Annotated in this window: 21 protein-coding genes and 2 pseudogenes; 2 read left to right on the top strand and 21 right to left on the bottom strand. The window is 32.1% G+C overall.

Going from position 1 to position 18,794, the window contains the following annotated elements:
* Positions 1 to 62: 62 nt before the first annotated feature.
* The 13 genes and pseudogenes from ABUA27_RS02085 to ABUA27_RS02025 all read right to left on the bottom strand — a co-directional run bounded on the left by ABUA27_RS02085 (position 63) and on the right by ABUA27_RS02025 (position 12,339).
* Positions 63 to 794: a metallophosphoesterase family protein gene (locus tag ABUA27_RS02085; RefSeq protein WP_287845757.1), complete on the bottom strand. Its 732-nt coding sequence runs from the start codon at positions 792 to 794 to the stop codon at positions 63 to 65.
* Positions 795 to 847: 53 nt separating this feature from the next.
* Positions 848 to 1,381: a transcription repressor NadR gene (locus tag ABUA27_RS02080; protein ID WP_129981793.1), complete on the bottom strand. Its 534-nt coding sequence runs from the start codon at positions 1,379 to 1,381 to the stop codon at positions 848 to 850.
* Positions 1,382 to 3,421, bottom strand: coding sequence for an L-aspartate oxidase (locus tag ABUA27_RS02075; RefSeq protein WP_287845762.1), 2,040 nt, complete (start codon positions 3,419 to 3,421; stop codon positions 1,382 to 1,384).
* A 13-nt stretch (positions 3,422 to 3,434) separates the two neighbouring features.
* Positions 3,435 to 4,340, bottom strand: coding sequence for a quinolinate synthase NadA (gene nadA / locus ABUA27_RS02070; protein ID WP_192924038.1), 906 nt, complete (start codon positions 4,338 to 4,340; stop codon positions 3,435 to 3,437).
* A gap of 245 nt (positions 4,341 to 4,585) precedes the next feature.
* The gene (locus ABUA27_RS02065) at positions 4,586 to 5,857 is read right to left on the bottom strand and encodes an ADP-ribosylglycohydrolase family protein (protein ID WP_349820131.1); all 1,272 of its coding nucleotides are present in this window, start codon (positions 5,855 to 5,857) and stop codon (positions 4,586 to 4,588) included.
* 116 nt (positions 5,858 to 5,973) lie between these two features.
* Positions 5,974 to 6,978 (bottom strand): macro domain-containing protein, encoded by a 1,005-nt coding sequence (locus tag ABUA27_RS02060; RefSeq protein ID WP_287845771.1) that lies wholly within the window; start codon positions 6,976 to 6,978, stop codon positions 5,974 to 5,976.
* A gap of 33 nt (positions 6,979 to 7,011) precedes the next feature.
* On the bottom strand, positions 7,012 to 7,677 hold the full coding sequence (locus tag ABUA27_RS02055) for a transglutaminase-like domain-containing protein (RefSeq protein WP_502879682.1): 666 nt from the start codon (positions 7,675 to 7,677) through the stop codon (positions 7,012 to 7,014).
* Between the two features lie 61 nt (positions 7,678 to 7,738).
* Positions 7,739 to 9,175 (bottom strand): DEAD/DEAH box helicase family protein, encoded by a 1,437-nt coding sequence (locus ABUA27_RS02050; protein WP_349820130.1) that lies wholly within the window; start codon positions 9,173 to 9,175, stop codon positions 7,739 to 7,741.
* Positions 9,176 to 9,199: 24 nt separating this feature from the next.
* Entirely contained in the window at positions 9,200 to 9,952 is a 753-nt protein-coding gene (locus ABUA27_RS02045) for a TOTE conflict system archaeo-eukaryotic primase domain-containing protein (protein WP_502879683.1), read from the bottom strand.
* Positions 9,953 to 9,992: 40 nt separating this feature from the next.
* Positions 9,993 to 10,504 (bottom strand): annotated as a pseudogene (locus ABUA27_RS02040) (TOTE conflict system archaeo-eukaryotic primase domain-containing protein).
* Positions 10,501 to 10,629, bottom strand: a complete 129-nt coding sequence (locus ABUA27_RS02035; protein WP_317375736.1) for a hypothetical protein — start codon at positions 10,627 to 10,629, stop codon at positions 10,501 to 10,503. The pseudogene ABUA27_RS02040 and the gene ABUA27_RS02035 overlap by 4 nt, the downstream one beginning before the upstream one ends.
* 124 nt (positions 10,630 to 10,753) lie before the next feature.
* Positions 10,754 to 11,224, bottom strand: a complete 471-nt coding sequence (locus tag ABUA27_RS02030) for an LOG family protein (protein ID WP_349820128.1) — start codon at positions 11,222 to 11,224, stop codon at positions 10,754 to 10,756.
* A gap of 89 nt (positions 11,225 to 11,313) precedes the next feature.
* Positions 11,314 to 12,339, bottom strand: coding sequence for a YeiH family protein (locus tag ABUA27_RS02025; protein WP_129981799.1), 1,026 nt, complete (start codon positions 12,337 to 12,339; stop codon positions 11,314 to 11,316).
* 111 nt (positions 12,340 to 12,450) lie between these two features.
* On the opposite strand from ABUA27_RS02025, the gene ABUA27_RS02020 reads away from it, so the two are divergent.
* Complete coding sequence (locus ABUA27_RS02020) at positions 12,451 to 13,338, top strand: LysR family transcriptional regulator (protein WP_129981800.1); 888 nt, start codon at positions 12,451 to 12,453, stop codon at positions 13,336 to 13,338.
* A gap of 302 nt (positions 13,339 to 13,640) precedes the next feature.
* Here ABUA27_RS02020 and ABUA27_RS02015 read toward each other — a convergent pair whose 3' ends face one another.
* Positions 13,641 to 14,216: an SIMPL domain-containing protein gene (locus ABUA27_RS02015; protein ID WP_330041824.1), complete on the bottom strand. Its 576-nt coding sequence runs from the start codon at positions 14,214 to 14,216 to the stop codon at positions 13,641 to 13,643.
* On the bottom strand, positions 14,182 to 14,517 hold the full coding sequence (locus tag ABUA27_RS02010; protein WP_349820127.1) for a hypothetical protein: 336 nt from the start codon (positions 14,515 to 14,517) through the stop codon (positions 14,182 to 14,184). Before ABUA27_RS02010 ends, ABUA27_RS02015 begins: the two co-directional genes overlap by 35 nt.
* 78 nt (positions 14,518 to 14,595) lie before the next feature.
* Here ABUA27_RS02010 and tnpA point away from each other — a divergent pair.
* A pseudogene (gene tnpA / locus ABUA27_RS02005) lies at positions 14,596 to 15,000 on the top strand (IS200/IS605 family transposase).
* 84 nt (positions 15,001 to 15,084) lie between these two features.
* Here the strand turns inward: tnpA and ABUA27_RS02000 are convergent.
* The 6 genes from ABUA27_RS02000 to ABUA27_RS01975 all read right to left on the bottom strand — a co-directional run bounded on the left by ABUA27_RS02000 (position 15,085) and on the right by ABUA27_RS01975 (position 18,631).
* On the bottom strand, positions 15,085 to 15,552 hold the full coding sequence (locus ABUA27_RS02000) for a flavodoxin (protein WP_349820126.1): 468 nt from the start codon (positions 15,550 to 15,552) through the stop codon (positions 15,085 to 15,087).
* Between the two features lie 44 nt (positions 15,553 to 15,596).
* Entirely contained in the window at positions 15,597 to 15,779 is a 183-nt protein-coding gene (locus ABUA27_RS01995; RefSeq protein ID WP_238634513.1) for a carbon-nitrogen hydrolase family protein, read from the bottom strand.
* Between the two features lie 19 nt (positions 15,780 to 15,798).
* Positions 15,799 to 15,888, bottom strand: coding sequence for a hypothetical protein (locus ABUA27_RS01990; RefSeq protein WP_238634522.1), 90 nt, complete (start codon positions 15,886 to 15,888; stop codon positions 15,799 to 15,801).
* Positions 15,889 to 16,261: 373 nt separating this feature from the next.
* On the bottom strand, positions 16,262 to 16,963 hold the full coding sequence (locus ABUA27_RS01985; protein WP_349820125.1) for a class I SAM-dependent methyltransferase: 702 nt from the start codon (positions 16,961 to 16,963) through the stop codon (positions 16,262 to 16,264).
* Positions 16,960 to 17,613, bottom strand: coding sequence for a class I SAM-dependent methyltransferase (locus tag ABUA27_RS01980; protein ID WP_288835489.1), 654 nt, complete (start codon positions 17,611 to 17,613; stop codon positions 16,960 to 16,962). The genes ABUA27_RS01985 and ABUA27_RS01980 overlap by 4 nt, the downstream gene beginning before the upstream one ends.
* Before the next feature lie 472 nt (positions 17,614 to 18,085).
* Positions 18,086 to 18,631 carry a ketopantoate reductase family protein gene (locus ABUA27_RS01975; RefSeq protein ID WP_349820124.1) on the bottom strand — a complete coding sequence of 182 codons (546 nt, stop codon included), beginning with the start codon at positions 18,629 to 18,631 and terminating at the stop codon, positions 18,086 to 18,088.
* Between the last annotated feature and the right edge of the window lie 163 nt (positions 18,632 to 18,794).

Below are 18,794 nucleotides of genomic sequence, written 5' to 3'. Positions count from 1 at the left end.
GTACAGCAAGTTTAACATATCTATTATTTAATGTCAATATATCTAGTTTTAAAGTCTAGATGTTAACATTCATATGTATTCCATTGTTTAAGGATACGATGAGACTCACATTCATATATTGTATTAAAGAGTGCTGTCTGATTTCTCCATAACTCTCTGTCTACATGAAAATGCCCAAAATACCAATGCGTATAGGTTGTTTTCTTTTGTATATCATTTAAATATGTTGTCAAAGGGAATTCCTGATAGATATCACCTTTTATATGATATTTTTTAATAGTTGATAGAAAATAGACTGTTTCATCAGGTGCTGTATGAGTAATAATGTAATCTACATGATCTACGCTATCTAGATGTTGTAAGCCATTCTCATATTCCTGCTTGCTTGGCATTTCTTGTGGCCACCAGGAAACATTCTCTTTACGTAATGGCTGATCAATAGAATAACCGCCACCAAAGGTAAAGAATGTTTTTCCTTCTATTGTATAGATTTCTCCACGCATTAAATGAATAAGGTTATGTCTGATTTTATGGACAAATCCCCCATTCCATGATTTTACTTGATAACTATTAAGTAGATTAAAGTTTTCATGATTGCCATCAATAAATAAAACAGTATAAGGCTGTTCACTAATAAAATCATAGAATGATTCTTCAGAAGAATACTTCTGTTGGAAAAAGCCTATTCCAAAATCACCACAAACTATAATTATATCCCCTTCTTTAAGTATAGGATCTATCTGCTCAAGCCATTTAAATTGATTTCCATGTGTATCACCTGTTATATAAATCATGTTCATCACCTCCATCTCATTATACATAAAAAAAGCCATCAATAAAGATGGCTTTAGAATTCAAAAGGTTCATATTCCTGTAGTTTTGCGAGATATCCTAGCTTTGATAAAGCTTCCTGTATTTCATCAAGTCTCTCATCTGTTTCAGCACAAATTGTATGGTAATGATAACCACTTGTAACTGTCATTAAGGAGATAGATTTCCCACATTTTAAATTATTTAGATATTTCTTTACATCTAAACGTGATGCGATATTAAGAGGTGCACGTACAATATGATAAGCTTTATGATAGACAAAGATATCTTTCACATAGCCACCTAAATCAACTATAGTATTTAACTCTTTTTCTATATCTGCATCTGTATGCTGCATTTTAAGAACTCTTTCTACCATTGCAGACTGGCGTATAATATATCCCTTATTGGTTGCTTCTATAACATGATTATTAGCGCGAAGAAGTGCGACATCATTCACAATAACCTGACGTGAAACCTGAAGACGTTTCGCAAAATTAGAAGCAGAAATCGGTGTATCACTTTCCGTCAGTTCTGTAAGGATGTAGTCCCTTCTTTCTTTACCAGTCATTTAGTCTCTCCCATTAATTGCATGAAGGTTTTTTAATGATAAATCTAGAATCTTTGCAGAGTGTGTTAAAGCACCACTAGAAATGAAATCAACACCCATATCTTTCACTCTATTAATGTTTTCTGCAGTCACATTACCTGAAATTTCAATTTCAGCACGTTTATCAATATAATCAATAGACTGCTTTAATAATTCAGTACTCATATTATCAAGCATGATAATATCAGCACCTGCAGCAACTGCTTCTTGCACCATATCAAATGTTTCTACTTCTACTTCAATCTTTCTTACTGATGGAGCATAGTCTCTTGCCATCTGTACAGCTTTAGTGACGCTTCCTGCAGCACCGATATGATTATCTTTTAATAGAACACCATCTGTTAAGTTATATCTATGGTTGCTTCCTCCACCTACTTTAACAGCATACTTTTCAAAAATTCTGTTATTTGGAGTTGTCTTTCTTGTATCAAGTAACTTAATATCTGTATCTTCAAGAAGATCTGCCACCTTACGAGTATAAGTGGCAATACCTGACATTCTCTGTAAGTAGTTAAGAGCAGTTCTTTCACCTTCAAGAAGAGTTCTCATATCACCAGTGACTTTAGCCAATAATTCACCTTTATGTACTTCATCACCATCATGAGCAAAGAAATGTACATCTACATCTTCATCTAATAATTTAAATGTTCTTTCAAAAATTTGAAGACCGGCAATAATACCATTTTCTTTACAAATTAATTCTACTTCACCTAACTGTGCAGTTCTCATAACACTGCATGTAGAAACATCTTCACTTGTAATATCTTCACGAAGAGCTGAAAGGATTAGTGGGTCTACATTTAATTTTAAAGTTGTCTTATCAAACATACTTGGGGCCTCATACTTTCTTGTCATATCTTTTGCGGCTCTTTTAGCAAATACTAAACTTTCTAATAATGAGTTACTAGCAAGTCTATTCTTACCATGAACACCATTACATGCTGTTTCACCAACAGCATATAAGTTAGGCATAGATGTTTTACTGTTTTCATTGACTTTTATACCACCCATGAAATAGTGCTGAGCTGGTACAACAGGAATACATTCTTTAGTTACATCATATCCTTTATCTAAGCAGTACTGAACAATGTTAGGGAAATGCTCCTTTAGTTCCTTTTCACCAATAGGTCTTAAATCTTCTAAGACATAATCAGTACCATCTTTTTCCATCTGTTTCTTAATTGCCTCAGAAACAACATCTCTAGGTAATAATTCATTAACGAAACGATTACCATTCTTATCATAAAGAAGTGCACCTTCACCTCTGACACTTTCGGAAATAAGGAAACGTCTTTCATTATCATCACTATAGAAAGTTGTTGGATGAATCTGTACATAATCCAAATGTTCTGTTTCAATACTGTATTTCTTAGCAAGATCAATGGCATCACCTGTTAAATGACGGTAGTTAGTAGAATTCTTATATTTACCACCAATACCACCAGTTGCAAGTACAACAAAGTCTGCATAGATATCATATTCTTCATCACCTTTGCGTACTTTACCACCAACACACTTACCATTTTTAACAATTAAATCAGTCAAAGTGACATATTCTTCAATAGTGATATTCTTTCTTGTCTTGGCTTCTGCATAAAGCTTACTAGTGATTTCTTTACCAGTAATATCTTCATGATAAAGGATTCTGTTAGTAGAATGAGCACCTTCCCTTGTATATTTAAGGTTTCCTTCTTCATCTCTAGCAAAATCAGTACCATATAATAATAAATCATCAAGTACAGCACGAGAACTTCTAATCATTAATTCTACAGAAAGAGGATTATTTTCATAATGGCCAGCTCTTAGTGTATCTTTAAAGAAAGCATGATAATCACTTTCATCCTTAAACATACAAATACCACCCTGCGCAAGAAAACTATCACTTTCTTCTATACATGATTTAGTAATCATATGAATATTAAGGTTTCCAGGTAATTTAAGGGCACAATATAATCCTGAACATCCAGTACCTACAATAAGAACATCTGTTTTTTTACTCATTTTTAGTCATCTCCTATTTAGCAAGTTCAAGCATTCTTTCTAATGGTGCTTTTGCCTTATTCATAAATTCTTCATCTAAGAACACTTCATTTTCACCAGTTTCTAATACATGAATAATCTTTTCTAGTGAATTAAGTTTCATATTAGGACATACCTGAGTTCTTACGACATTATAAAGCTTCTTATCAGGTGCCTGATTTAGGATTGTGGCATAAACACCATCTACTGTACCAACAATAAATTCCTTTGCATCATTACCTAAAATATAATCAATAATACCTGATGTACTACCAATATAATCAGCTTCTTCTAATACTTCAGGTTTACATTCTGGGTGAACAGCTACTAAAGCGTCAGGATGTTCTTTCTTGGCATTTAATACATCTTCTTTAGTCATAATATGGTGTCTTGGACAGAAACCACTATTTAAGATAATATTCTTATCTTTAACCTGAGTTGCCACATAGCTTCCTAAGTTCTGATCAGGTATAAAGAAAATATTCTTGTTAGGTAACTTATTAACAATCTTTACTGCATTTGAACTAGTAACACATACATCACTATAAGTCTTTATTTCTGCAGTAGAGTTGATATAGCAAACAACAGCTAAATCATCATACTTTTCTCTCATTTCTTTAATCTTTTCTATAGTGACCATATGTGCCATAGGACAATCAGCATGTGCATCTGGCATATATACATGCTTAGTAGGATTAAGTATCTTAGCACTTTCTCCCATGAATTCTACACCTGCAAATACAATCTCATCAGCATCTGTTTCTGCTGCTTTTTTTGCAAGATAGAATGAGTCACCAATGAAATCAGCCGCTGCCTGTACATCTGCATCCACATAATAGTGAGCTAATATAACAGCATTCTTCTCTTCTTTAAGCAGATTGATTCTATTCATCATATCCATAATTTAATCCTCTTTTTCCAACTTTTCCTAAATTAAGCGCCTATCTCTTTTTACGCTGTGCATATGCTATCATTGTTGTTGACAGATGTCAAGACACATATGTTGACATTGTAAAAGAAATATGTTCAACAAATATTACAGTATGGTTATATGTAATAGATTACAGTTTTTTCATCATGGAAATATGCTCTTAATGCAAAAAAGAGATTATAACAAGTCAGTTACAATCTCTTGAGGATTTTTAATTATTTTTCATGTTCTTCATATATACCAATCAATAGTAGTATCATAGCTTTACTTATTTGCATATATTTTCCAAATGGATTGATGACAATTCCATTTATCTCTTCTAAGTCAAGTGCTAATCTTAGAATTGATAGGATGGATTGATTGATCTGAACATTGCCACAAGAACCTTTATGCATCTCTTCTGTTGAAGTAAATACACCTAGCCACTCTATACCACTTGCATCTTTGACTGTTTCCATTTTAAGTTTGACATCATGATCAAGAGCAAATGTGTCACCAATGCTTATACTATTGATTTGTTCTTTTGATAAGAATGGATTCTTAGTAATATAAGGAACAATAAATTCTCCACCCTGATTCATTGCATTTATCATCATATTCATAAATAGTATCATACCTTCTTTATCATTATGAACATAATATTGATTGATAGCTTTTTCAATCATCTGATTTGTATTAGGTGAATCATCTTTTCTAACAAGACTATAAAATGTATCAACAACATCTCTCATATCTTTATTGATGCGATTTCTACATTCAGATCTTAATGCTTCAGGTATTCCAAAATAGGCTTCTGCAATACTTCCTGTAATAGCACCAAGTGTATCTGTATCTCCACCTAGAGATACTGCATTTCTTATTGCATCTTCAAAGTCTTTTGCTTCAAGAAAAGCAATGATTGCTTCTGGGACGTTTTTTTGACAAGTTTCATGCATATGAAAGCTAGGACGGATTTCATCAAGTGTTCTATTTAAATCATAATGAAATTCATTTTCAATATACTTTTTGATTTCTTCTTTTGATGAACCATTTCTTGCCATAAATATCGCACTCGCAGTCGCCTCTGCACCCTTAATACCTTCTGGATGATTATGAGTTACATTTGCAGTTGCTTTTGCGACAACTCTTGTTTTTTCAAGGGAATCATAAAGCCATCCTGCAGCTGATACTCTCATTGCAGAACCATTTCCAAAACTATTATAAGGCTCAGGATGACGTGCTGTTAACCAGCATCTAAAATAACCTCCATATCCTTCATGAGGATATCTTCTTCCCCATGATTGCATACTTGTTATAACAGCATCCCCAATTTCTTTGACTGTTGCATCCTGGCCTACTTTAAGTAACGCCTCACATACAGCAAGAGTCATGACTGAATCATCTGTAAAATGAGATCTTCTACTAAATAATTTAAAATCCTTTGTTTTATCTCCTCTATCAAATTCAAATGGACAACCAATAATATCTCCTAAAATTGTACCATACATAATATATTCCTCCAATCTTTTCTTATTACAATATCAGTATAAATGAAGCGGAAAGATATATGGTCGCTTTGAAAGCGACATTTAAAAAACGTCGATACATGAAGTACCGACGTCATTTATGCTCCAAGAGTTTCATTGGTATATTTGAACAATGTGATGTTGAGTTCCATAATATCATAGTGTTTGTCTATGATTGCTTTTTGTACAATTAGATCTACTTCACTACTTGGACTAAATGCCCAATCTGCTCTTGCAAGTAGATCTTTTGATTCTTCTAGATTAAGCTGTAATGCGATACATAATGCAAATACAGTTTTCTTTTTAGGATGATAATTCTTATTGCATTGAATTTTAGAAAAAAGTTTTCTATCTAGATTTGCTCTTTTCCATACGTCTTTATTATCTAGATGCGCTTTGTCTATTAATTCAAATAATTTATCATGAAATGAAGGACCAATATTTGCGAGCTGATCTTCTAAAGAAGTATTCGATAAATGTAGAGATGGTTCTTCATGAAGCGTAGAGTTAAATAAAGAACGAAGACGAGCACTTCGTCTGTAGCTTAAAGGATACTCATTGATATGACTTTCTTTGACATAGTTTGCATCAATATAAGAATCAATTTCTCCTACAATCTGACTCGATAATTGAAAAGAGGTCTTATCAAATACAACTAAAATAATTTCTATTTCATGTTCTGTCAAAAATTGACGGAATACAGAGACTGCAATGTGCAAAGCCTTATCTTTTGGAAATTCATATACACCTGTTGAAATAAGAGGAAATGCGATACTTTGACATCCTAATTCTACTGCTTTTTGTAAAGGTAGACGATAACATCTTTCTAGTATTTCAAGTTCATGATGATTTCCATCAATCCATACAGGTCCTACTGTATGAATAATATATTTTGCGTTGAGATTATAAGCTCCAGTGACAGCAATATCTCCTCTTTCAATGGGGCCAATAGTCTTTCTTTCTGCAAGAAGCGCTTCTTTTCCTGCTGCTTCATATATTGCCAGATCTGTGCCACTGACACATTTTGGTTTTGGATTTGCTGTATTAACTATGATATCAGCTTCTACTTTTGTGATATCATTTCTTACTATCTTAAATGCCATAAAAGTTTCTCCTTATTTTCTTTACATTATAATTCATAAGATGTCACCAATGTACTTATAAGCGAATGTTTTAATGGTTGACATCTCTTGATGATGTTCTTTTAGTAACGTATCTGGACAATCATAGATACCAAAGTCTTGAGTAATTCCTTCACTTTGAATATAGGTATTATTTCTATTGAAGTCAATTATAGGGTGTTTGAAATATTTCACTGCAATACCATAACCACAAAATGGACCAGTACATTTAGCAAATCTATTCTGAAGTTGTTTAAGATATGCTTTGTCTAAAATAAATCCTTCTAGTTCGTACCATCGATTTTCAAGGTAAACTTCCACCCGGCTGTGAAATATATTCTTAGGTGCACTATGATATACAATACCTGTCGTAGCTCCTTTTTGCAGTTTCTTATTAATAGTAAAGCCATGTATTCTACATGGAATATCACAGGCACGTAGCAATGCCATAAATAGAGTTCCTTTAGTATTACATTGACCATAGCCATCGGCTAGTACTTTTGAAGCAGGTATATAATCATCACTATTATAGCCAAATAAGATTTCATCTCTTACATAATTATAGATTGCTTGTATTCTGTTAAATTCAATCATTTGTTTCCATTGTTTATCGTAAATGAGTTTTTGAATGTTAGGATGAGAATAATCTAGCATCTGTGTTTCTTTGAGATATTCCATCATTTTAACGCACCTCCATTATTAATTATATCATTGTACTATGAGATTTAAAAAAGATTGTAACCTAGGAGTCACAATCTTTAGTTTCTGTAGGACTTAATATAAGTTCTTCCGCAATCGTAGTTGATTTCACTCTCATTAAGCTATCATAGATATTTGATTTACCAAGCAAGTTTATTCCACCGTGCCATACGATTTCTTGATCAATGACTGCAAAATAAGAATCTAAATCAGGATACACTTCTACAAATACACCATTACCATATAATAAATCTATGAGATTATTTGTATAAGGTTCATCTGTCTGTTTGGTGAATACATTGACTGAAACACCCTTTTCTTGTCTATCTTTAATTAAATCAATAAAAGATAATACTTTCTTTTCATTTAATTGAGGACTAGAGATAATGATGCTTTTATTTGATTCATGGATATCTTGTCTAAATACTTCTAAATAATCATTATAATTGTAAATGTGATTCACGTTTTGTTTATTGTCTACAAGATCAGTAATCACATCAAAACCAATCTTTCTATAAGCAGATAAGCGTTTCTTATACATATTATTAAAATAATGAATATGAGAATCTACATAATCATAGACAATCGCACTTTTTTTATACTTATAATCTCTATTGATTCTTCCTAAGAACTGATCAACTAAAGGTTCACCAGATACAGGAGAAGTTAAAAATAGTGTATCGAGTCTAGGTACATTAAATCCTTCACCAACTGATTGAGATGTCGCAACAAGTATAAAAGGTTCATCATGAGAAAGTGCTAATATTGTTTTTCTTACTTCTTCATTTTCTTTTAATGTATGATCACCATAAATAAGATATGTATGATCTAGGACATTCTTCTTAAGTGATTCATACAATAATTTAGCATGATCTTTATAGCGTGTTAATACGATAGGTGTTCTATTTTCTTCAATACACTTCTTTATATTAGAAATAATCATATTATTTCTATTTTCATATTTAGAGATAAACGCATACACACTATTAAGATCATTTTTAATATCACCTAACGCCATTATTCTTGTGAATCGTAGATAGACATGATGATCAATAGATTGTTTTTCTATTCTTTCTTTGCTTGTATATTGATGTCTAATTGGACCTAACTGCATATAGACTTTCTTTTCAAGTCTGTCTATTCTTTTATCGTTCGCAGAAACACCATAGATATATTTAGAATTAATTTGACGTAATACATTTTCAAATACATGAGAGGCACCATGATGACATTCATCTACTATCACCATGCCGTATTCATGATTTAAACGACAGTTGCCTTCATTGTCATAAATAGAGTTGACTGATACAACATCTATGATACCAGTTAAAGTATTTTTACTTCCATGTAATACACCTATGAGATCTTTTCTTTGTTTCTCTTTACCTGTTTTTGTTTTATACACAGGTAGATCTTCGTTTATTTCTAAAAAGCGATGTAATTCATCTACCCATTGGTCTATTAGTGAAACACTTTGCATAATAATGAGTGTATTGACTTTTCTTTAAGATATTAAATAACTAGATACAACAGTCTTACCGAATGCAGTCGCTGCATTTAAAACACCATTGTCATAATTTAATAAATCAGACGCGGCAGTCAGCTGTTCATCTCTTAATTTTCCAGTAAATGATACATTAATAGGTTTTCCCTTTTCTCTCTTATCAACAATTTCATACTCAATATTTGATGAATGGCACTTATTAAGTAGTGTTTCTAATAATCCTCTTGGGATTTTTATATAGTCGTTTATGTCTTCCCCTAAATAGATAACTCTTGGCTGATTCCAATTAGAAAATCCTAAGTTATGATTCTTATAGAATATAAGATTATCAAATGCAGATAAGCGTCCGATCTGGTTTTGGATTCGTGGCTGAAGATTAAGTGTATCCACGTAGATACCATCTGCAAGGACAATAGAGAGTCTTTTTATCACATCTTCACTATGGAAGTTTTCATCCTTTTTCCATGGCTTAATTCTTTTTCCTAGATCCATTGTAAGAAGAGTTTGAGGGATTGAAAGTTCTTCTTTCCATTTATAGATATGTTCTTCTATCTCATTTTTAGATAATTGATGAACTGTTGTTAGTAATTTCCATTGATCATAGTAAGGATTCCAGTTTTCATCTACAAAAGCACTATTACCTTGTCTTAATGCCTGTCCTTGAAGTGGTAATGCAACAAGATTACCTAAACCTTCACTATGATCTTGAGTAGGAAACATACGATCATAATATCTAAATGATTTGAGATTAATAGATTGAGATCCTTTCTCAATGAGTAGTAATCCAAATTCTCTAGCAAGAGAGACAGGTACAAATCCTTAAAGAGAATGCCCCATTTCCTGAACGTGAGCGTTCTATTAATGCATCAATACCATTTTCATGACATATTTTTCTAATTGCATCAATTTCATCTTTCCAATCATTATTTTCACTATTCTTATTATTATGATTATCAAAATCAAAACTATGAGTTTACATGTATCATCTTCTAGTAAAGGATATAATCCAATGACATCTGTACAATTGTCTTTGTAGCCTAATAAGTGATCCTTGCCTACTTCTCTATCTAATGCTTTCCACTCTTTATAAGGACACTTTTGACAGGACACACCTTTTTGACTATTTTGTTTAGGACAATATTCTTTCCATTTATTATAACATTGTGGAAAGTATCCTCCCTTAGAACCTCTTAATGCATATACATCTCTTCTTCCTTGAAATAAAGTAAGAAAGTAAGCTACAAGTTTATCATAAATATAAGTATCCTTGATACATACACCCTCATTTATAGATTGGGTTGTCATTTCTTCTTTTTAATCATTAAATGTAATATGAGATTTTTTAGAAGTTCTTTTAATTCTTGATTTTCTTCTTGGAGATGTCTAACCATCCTTCTTAACGATTCTAAGTTTTGTCCTTCTAGATTCATTGTATGTCTCCTTAACTGTTATTTATTCCATTATAAAAGGAATAATGATAAAAATCACTATTCCTTCTCAATAATATTTCTTATATCGTCTAGATGATCCGCAAAATAGATACCCTTCTGTTTCTCATGAGTTGATAATCCCATTTCTATCATATGGGACATAAGTTCTTTCATACCCCCTATAATAATCATTTAAATTATAGAATATGCAAGGTGCATTAAGTTGTTTCAATGAAATCTTAGACATGACTTCAGATATTTCTTCTAGTGTTCCTGTACCACCTGGAAAGGCGATAAAGGCATCTCCTAATTCTATCATTTTTGTTTTTCTTTCTGTCATATCTTTAGTAATGATTAACTCTGTTAAGCCATCATATTGTAGTTCTTCATCAATAAAGAATTGTGGTTCTATTCCAATGACATCTCCACCTGCATCTAATACACTTTCTGCAATATATCCCATTAATCCTGATTTTGATCCCCCATAGATGAGTGTATGATTGTTTTCTCTAATCCATGTACCAAGTTCTTTAACTGCATCCCTTAATACTGGATCATTGCCTCTCAAGGCACCTAAATATACTGTAATGTTCATATGATTCTCCTATAAAAAAAAACAGTGAAAATTAAGTTTCACTGTAAGTCTATTTCTATCTAAAGAAATATAGTTTATAAAGTCAATAATTACCAGATACCCATCACATGCTGCATAAGTAATGAGACAATAGTAATACCACACCAGCATGATGCACCTACTAATAATGGTTTACCGCCTGTTTTAATTAAGTGAATGACATTACTATTAAGTCCAATTGCAGCCATAGCCATAATAATAAGGAATTTAGATAATTCTTTAATAGGTAAGAAAACATTGCTGTTAACTCCCATATGAAGGCTGACTGTAGTAATAATGGCAGCTAATACAAAATAAAGAATAAACATAGGGAATGCTTTCTTTAAGCTGAAGTTTGAAGATTTCTGTTTTTTCTTACTTCTAATCATTGATAATCCTAAAGTGATAGGAATAATGGCAAGTGCACGTGTTAGTTTTACAGTAACAGCTTTATTAAGTGTAGCACTACCCAAGTGCCACATACTATCCCAAGTAGATGCTGCTGCAGTGACTGAAGATGTATCATTGATGGCAGTCCCTGCAAATATTCCAAACGCATCACCATGTAATGTGTCAAAGCCAATGGCCTTACCTAGAATAGGGAAGAATAATGCAGCTAAGACATTAAAAAAGAAAATAACCGCAATAGACTGAGCAACTTCATCATCATCGGCATCAATGACTGGTGCAGTAGCTGCAATGGCAGAACCACCACAAATAGATGAACCTACACCTACTAGAATAGATGTATTGGAAGGTACATGTAATATCTTTCTTAAAAGCCATGCAATAAGAAGTGAAATTGAAATGGTACAAATAATAATAGGTAATGACTGCTTTCCTGTTTCAAAGATGACACCTAAGTTCATACCAAAACCTAATAAGACGACAGCTGTCTGTAGGATGATTTTAGAAGTCCATTTGATCCCTGGTGCTGCTTTACCTTTTTCTTTCCAAAACATAGTAATAATCATACCTGCAAGAATTGAAATCACTGCTCCACCGATAACTGGAAATTGTTTTCCTAGTAACCATGATGGAATCGCAACAACTAAACATACAAGTATGCCATATATATTCTTTTTAATAGTTTCCATGATTTACCTGCTTTCTTTTAAATGTGTGCTCATTATATCACTTGACTGTAATAATATAAAATTATATATTTCTATTGAACTATAAGTAAATATTATTGATGAGGTGATGAGATGTTAGATTATCGTATTCATACTTTTTTAAAAGTATGTGAGACATTAAACTATACGCTTGCTGCAAAACAACTACATATTACTCAGCCAGCTGTATCACAGCATATTCATTATTTGGAGCAAGAATATGAAACAACACTCTTTGTATATTCAAATAAGCAGTTATCTTTAACACGTTCTGGAGAGGTATTAAGAAAATATTTGATGACTATGCAGAACGATGAAAAGAATATTAAGAAAGAGATAAAAAGTCATGAAGGAATGATAGAAACATTGTCGATTGGTGTGACTATGACAATTGGTGAGTATGCGATAGTAGATAGATTAGCTGATTTTATCAAGCATCATCCTGAAATGAATCTGCATCTTCATTATGGAAATACGGCAGATTTATTAAAGTTATTAGATCAAGGTAAGATTCATATGGCTATTGTAGAAGGAAATTATCCTAAAGAGAAATATAGTCATAAAAAATACAGCACAGAGGACTATATTGCCGTCTGTGCTGCATCACATGAGTTTAAAAATATACCTCATACTTTACATGACCTTCTTGATGAAAGACTTCTTGTACGAGAACAAGGTTCTGGTACAAGACATATTTTACAAGAAAGTCTAAATGTACGTGGTTTGTCTATTTCTGATTTTATACATTATACACAGATAGAAAACATGCATACAATCATCAGCTTGCTTAAAAAAGATTGCGGTATTTCTTTCATGTATAAAACTGCAGTCAAAGAAGAATTACAGAAAGGTATATTAAAAGAAATTGTATTAGATGACTTTAAGCTCCAGCATAATTTTGAATTCATCTGGGAAAAAGATAGTCTATTTACTGATAAGTATATTTCTATTAGTGAAGAATTTTTAACAATACCTTTTTGATGACTAAATGTATCAAAACGTAGTAAAAGTTTTTAGTGGTTGTCTATAGTTTATTTTTTATTTTTGTTAATAATAACTTAAATACAACTATGCCGGCTTGGAATAGTTTTTCTCGGTTTTCTAACGTGACCCAGCCTTTTTCTTTACTAGATTTTACATCTTTAGCTAGTTCATTCATTAGCTGTAGCGTGGCCTGTCTCTTTTTAAAGTCCTGTATATTAGGAATTACATGTCTACTATGCTCATTCAGATTTAATGTTAGGCATAGGATTCAACTCCTTTCAGTAATAATTGTTAAAACATTATTTTATATTCCAAATCACAGTCACTGTATCTGTAACATCAATATCGTCTGCTTCAATATCTATATCATATCCAGGACTACCTATTGTTTTTTCTGCACTTGCGAATGCAAAATTCTGTATAGGTTCTGAGACAAAGTTGATTTCACCCCAAGAATAATCAATAGATACGATATCACCTAATTCTACATCTGCAGCATGTTCTAAGACTTTTGCTTTATGCTTAGAATCTTCTATCGCATTCTTCAATAATTCATCTTTATATTTTTCAGCATCACTCACTGTATATTCAATTGAAATTTCTGGTGTAATCACACTATGTGCCAAAGCATAAAGTATCTCCCCTAGTTTCTTATTATCTGCATCAAATTCTATCAACATATGATGTGTATATGTATATCCTATTAATCTCTTTTTCCAGCTTTGATCTTTGGCTTTATAACTTTCATATTTGGTATTAATATCAAAGCTTCTAGTTTTTAAATCATCTTTTTTAAATCCTAGAGAAACAAATAACTCCTTCAATATTTTTGTTGTTTCACTAGAAGGAGTAATCTCTGTTCCATACCAAATCATACTGAGGTTTTTTGAACGATGGTTTAATCCACTCATTCTGATTTTCAAGAATGGTCTTATATCTGGCGATAACAGTCTTCAAAACAGACTGAGCCATCTGCGATTTAAGGTTAAACTTTTCTCGTAATGTAGAATACAAAGCTTTATTAAGTGAAAACTGCTTTAAGTCATGAGTGCGGAATACATAGTCTGAAACATAATTACAGGCATTACGATAAACAGACATAGTTTCATCAAGCAAAACCTTATCTGTTTCAGCTGCGATTATTTGAATTTTAGCTGTAATAGTCATCTGTTCCATAGATGTACTCCTTTCATGGATATTTCACTATATATTATATCTAATTTATAGCGAAACATCTATATTTTGAGGTGAGCTGTGGATAGTAGATACAATCGTCATAACAGACGAAAATACAGCCTGAAAGTATATATAGTTCTAGTAACCAAATACCGCAAACAACTACTAAAAGACTCTATCGCTGATGATGTTAAATAAAAGATTCTCGATATAGCTAATACTCGTGGCTACGAAATTATTGCGATAGAAACTGACAAAGACCATATACATTTCTTATTAAGATACGATACAACAGATCAAGTTTGCGATATTGTCAAAATTATAAAGCAGGAAACAACATACCACTTATGGCAAAAGTATAGTTCGGTCTTATCAAAACAGTATTGGAAGGAAAAAATATTTTGGTCAGATGGTTATTTTGCTTGCAGCATTAGAGAAGTCTCATCAGCAACTAAACAAAAATATATTGAAAGTCAGGGATAATAAATACGATTTACGAGGCTCCTCCCACCGCCTAAAGGCAGTGGGAGGAGCCTATGACAAACGAAAGGATTTATTTATGAATAATCATAAGGCCAATAATTCTTTGACTTTTTGAGTTGTGAGATTATTGAGTAATAACCCTTCTTTAATGAGTGCATTGGGTGCTGATACTTTTAATTCATTTACAGTATTTCCTAAACCACTGCTTCCTGATGTTGCGAATAGCGTAATTGTCTTGTTAGAGAAATCGTACGCTTCTAGGAATGTATTGATAATTGTAGGTGCTACATACCACCAGATAGGAAAACCTAAGTAAATATGATCATATTTTGATACATCTAGATTATCTTTAATAATGACAGGACGAAAAGATTTATCCTCCATTTCAATACTGCTTTTAGACTTCTTATTCATCCAATCAAGATCTGCTTTTGTATACGGAACTTCTGGTTTGATTTCATATAGATTAGCTCCTGCCACCTTTGCAACTTCTTCAGCCGCATGCTTTGTAACACCACTTGCACTAAAATAAGCAACTAATATTTTACCCATAGTAATAAACCTCCTTACTACAAGTATAGAGGCTAAACCTTACTTTATGGCAAGATAATTTTTCTATAAAATTTAGTTCTTCTTAGCTGTGTATAGGGTCTACTTTCTCTTATTTTCTTGGAGTTAGACAAATTAATATCAACATATATGATTTCTTCCTGATCACCTACTTTTTTAATAGCTTCACCATTTTGATTGACTACTATGGATTCTCCAGAAAAGTTCATTTCACTCTCTTGTCCTATTCTATTGCACATTGCAATTTGTGAGTGTGATATCTTCAAAATAAGAAGCGGCTGTTAAAGCGAGAGTTCCTGTGGTCGAGGCACCGACAATTCCTATCTTTTGATTACCGGATGTTTTTAACCATCTTATAGCTTTCTCTATACGATCTAATGGATAATTATAATCTCCATAATCCTTTTTTTGCAGGAGACATAGTCAACACATTTAAACCAAGCTTATGGAGCAATTTTACAGAAGTACGGGCTAAATAGTCTTCTGCATCATCACCAATCATTGCACAGTCTGATTCTTTCTTACACTACCAATAAACACCATAGAACCCATCCATTTCTGTATAAAAATGTCTTTTATTCATTATGATCATCTCTTTATCAAATGTGTTTTTCTAACACGATTATTTTATTAGATACATGAGAAACAAAAGGAATCGTACCTAAAACATGATATATAGGCATCAATTGCTTCATTCCTCTACAAGACTTACTTCCTTTAGAAAAGAAAATGAAGGGGTAAGTTTTTCTAGTTCTTTCCCATTTTTTATACCCCATGTAAACTTTGCATGACTGCCTTCTATTGATTTTTCTTTAATGTGCTTCACCATAAAAGGTGACATCATTTCAACCATTATTGTGACATTTGAAAATGCATGTTCGATAATAGAAAAGATTTTCTTAATATCAATTTCAGTTAAATACATAGTCAATCCTTCTATGATTACTAGAACGTCTTCTCCTTCATTGTGAATAGTATTTGTATAGGTTTCATCCATAGCTGACTTCGCGATTTGATAGATAGGTCCTGTTTCTGGTAAAAACTGTTTTCTTATATTTATCGTTTCAGGTAAATCTAGATTATACCAGCGTATATATTTGCCTTTCATACGATAACACCTTGTATCAAGACCACATGCAATATTAATCACAATAGTATTCTTATGTTTATCTAAATATTCATCTACCATCTTATCTAATACAATTGTTCTTGCAATCACACCAGAACGCATTGTTTTATCTTGATCTGCTTGAGAAAAGTCATAATCTAATTGTTTGACTATTGATACAGCCATTTCATCTTTTATTTTAGGATTCTCTTTACTTGTTTCTTTTGCACGAGCATAGAGAGTCTGAATCATTGTCTCTGGTACACCTTTTACATTTATTTTCATTTTGAATCGCCTTCTTTTCTTACAACACAATGAAGACGCATTCCCTTGCGTATTTCAAACTTTTCTATTGTTAAACATGCTTCTTTACAACATTTATAAACAAGATCTCTTGTAGGAACCTGAACATCTCCATGACCACACAAGTTTGCGAGAGGCATTTCAATTTTATTCATCAGCCATACAAGTGGTTTATTATCACTAGTAACATCTCTAAGTATTAATCTACCCTTTGGAGGTAAGCATCTTTTTACACTATTGAAAAATGCTTGTGGATTAGGGTAATGATGAAAGCTCATAGAACATATAATGGCATCAAATGAATTTTCCTCAAAAGGGAAATTCTCACAATCCCCTACTACAAATACTGCATTTGGAATATTCTTCTTTTTAGCTTCTTCAATCATAGCTGGTGTAAGATCAAGACCTGTATAATGTCTATCTGGATATTTTTCTGATAATAAAGAAATCATAGGTGCTGGACCACATCCTGCATCAAGTAAATCTATGAATGATTCTTTCTCTAATTCTTCTAAGATATCTGGATAATCCTTCTTACACATTTCATAGAGACCTGCATGATCACCTTCATATCTTTTAGCTGCTTCAGTAAATTCTTTGATTGATAATTGTTTGTATTCTTCGTTTGTCATATTCATAATCTCCATTTCTTAATATAAGAATAAAATTGGTTATGTAGTTCTTTCATTTCATCTGGTGCTTTTATTGCATGTTGATACATAAATGTATGTCCAAAACGACTTTTATAAGCCTGTGATAAAATATATGTAAGTATTGGTATTGGTAAAATTCTAAAAATATTTTTGAATACCCACAAACCACAGGTATGCTATAAACACGTCTTTAATAAGTTCCTCTTAAACAGTATTAGAAACAAAGAACAAACAAAGATAAAAAAGACTGTTTCTGCAGATTATGGGTATTCAAAAAAATATTCATTTTATAAGGTGATAATGTATGAAGGTTATCATATAAGATCTTGAAATTATCTTTAAGCTCTCTCGCTATTTTTTTCATTATCACTTTATCTTGTCCTACGGATTCAGGATGTTCTGTTTGATAATAAGCATTCGCAAGAGGTACAACCATCCCAATATGACATAACTACCATATATGCATATCATTGACCTGCTGGAAAGGTATGCATGAATGTTTAAATATTTGTGAGAGCCGCTGTGTCCTATTTGTCTTTTTTCCAGTTATTTCAGAAAAAGTAGTGGGTTGTATGATTCTTGGAGTAAGTGATGCATCAAGTATATTATTTGTGATAGAGCCTCCAGCACCTGGGAAAGCAGGTAATATTTTTCCTTTTCCTACAATACTTTCCCATTTTTCATAATTATCTATTGAGTTAACCATTGTGATAATGGTTTTACTTTTGTTAGATTTCAATTCTTTCAGTGCTTGATATAATTGATTTTCTCTAACAGTTAAAAAAATAAAATCATATATATCATTATCTTGTAAGTGATCAATGACCTTGATATCTACTTTTTTGATTATATTATTTTTCTTATAAAGGAGTCCTTGATTTTGAAGGACTTCAAGTCTATGTCCTCTTGCATAAATAGTTGTATCATACCCTGTTTCTTTCAACAAAACTGCATATAAAGAACCAATAACCCCTGAACCGTATATAAGTATTCTCATGATATTACCTCTTTGTTAGTAAGTACTAACTTACAGATTCAGTATATCACTATGAAATAGATATCACAATTAATATATTAGTTATAACGTAAGCGCCAAATAATATAGTGGATAGAAATAGACCTCATCATGTTAGATAATTAAAGTGTTTTTAGATACTAAA

It is taken from the genome of Catenibacterium sp. RTP21428st1_D7_RTP21428_210409, from assembly GCF_040227455.1.
Taxonomy (GTDB): domain Bacteria; phylum Bacillota_I; class Bacilli_A; order Erysipelotrichales; family Coprobacillaceae; genus Catenibacterium; species Catenibacterium mitsuoka_A.
This window is presented reverse-complemented; position numbering and strand designations above follow the sequence as displayed.

Coding starts and splice junctions, on each gene's coding strand:
- ABUA27_RS02015 (WP_330041824.1), bottom strand. CDS start 14,216: ATGATTTGGTATGGAACAGAGATTACTCCTTCTAGTGAAACAACAAAA.
- ABUA27_RS02080 (WP_129981793.1), bottom strand. CDS start 1,381: ATGACTGGTAAAGAAAGAAGGGACTACATCCTTACAGAACTGACGGAA.
- ABUA27_RS01985 (WP_349820125.1), bottom strand. CDS start 16,963: ATGAAAATAAATGTAAAAGGTGTACCAGAGACAATGATTCAGACTCTC.
- ABUA27_RS02030 (WP_349820128.1), bottom strand. CDS start 11,224: ATGAACATTACAGTATATTTAGGTGCCTTGAGAGGCAATGATCCAGTA.
- ABUA27_RS02055 (WP_502879682.1), bottom strand. CDS start 7,677: ATGATGGAATATCTCAAAGAAACACAGATGCTAGATTATTCTCATCCT.
- ABUA27_RS02025 (WP_129981799.1), bottom strand. CDS start 12,339: ATGGAAACTATTAAAAAGAATATATATGGCATACTTGTATGTTTAGTT.
- ABUA27_RS01980 (WP_288835489.1), bottom strand. CDS start 17,613: ATGACAAACGAAGAATACAAACAATTATCAATCAAAGAATTTACTGAA.
- ABUA27_RS01975 (WP_349820124.1), bottom strand. CDS start 18,631: ATGAGAATACTTATATACGGTTCAGGGGTTATTGGTTCTTTATATGCA.
- ABUA27_RS02085 (WP_287845757.1), bottom strand. CDS start 794: ATGATTTATATAACAGGTGATACACATGGAAATCAATTTAAATGGCTT.
- ABUA27_RS02050 (WP_349820130.1), bottom strand. CDS start 9,175: ATGCAAAGTGTTTCACTAATAGACCAATGGGTAGATGAATTACATCGC.
- ABUA27_RS02000 (WP_349820126.1), bottom strand. CDS start 15,552: ATGGGTAAAATATTAGTTGCTTATTTTAGTGCAAGTGGTGTTACAAAG.
- ABUA27_RS01995 (WP_238634513.1), bottom strand. CDS start 15,779: ATGAACTTTTCTGGAGAATCCATAGTAGTCAATCAAAATGGTGAAGCT.
- ABUA27_RS02035 (WP_317375736.1), bottom strand. CDS start 10,629: ATGAATCTAGAAGGACAAAACTTAGAATCGTTAAGAAGGATGGTTAGA.
- ABUA27_RS02020 (WP_129981800.1), top strand. CDS start 12,451: ATGTTAGATTATCGTATTCATACTTTTTTAAAAGTATGTGAGACATTA.
- ABUA27_RS02010 (WP_349820127.1), bottom strand. CDS start 14,517: ATGGAACAGATGACTATTACAGCTAAAATTCAAATAATCGCAGCTGAA.
- ABUA27_RS02060 (WP_287845771.1), bottom strand. CDS start 6,978: ATGGCATTTAAGATAGTAAGAAATGATATCACAAAAGTAGAAGCTGAT.
- ABUA27_RS02075 (WP_287845762.1), bottom strand. CDS start 3,421: ATGAGTAAAAAAACAGATGTTCTTATTGTAGGTACTGGATGTTCAGGA.
- ABUA27_RS02065 (WP_349820131.1), bottom strand. CDS start 5,857: ATGTATGGTACAATTTTAGGAGATATTATTGGTTGTCCATTTGAATTT.
- nadA (WP_192924038.1), bottom strand. CDS start 4,340: ATGGATATGATGAATAGAATCAATCTGCTTAAAGAAGAGAAGAATGCT.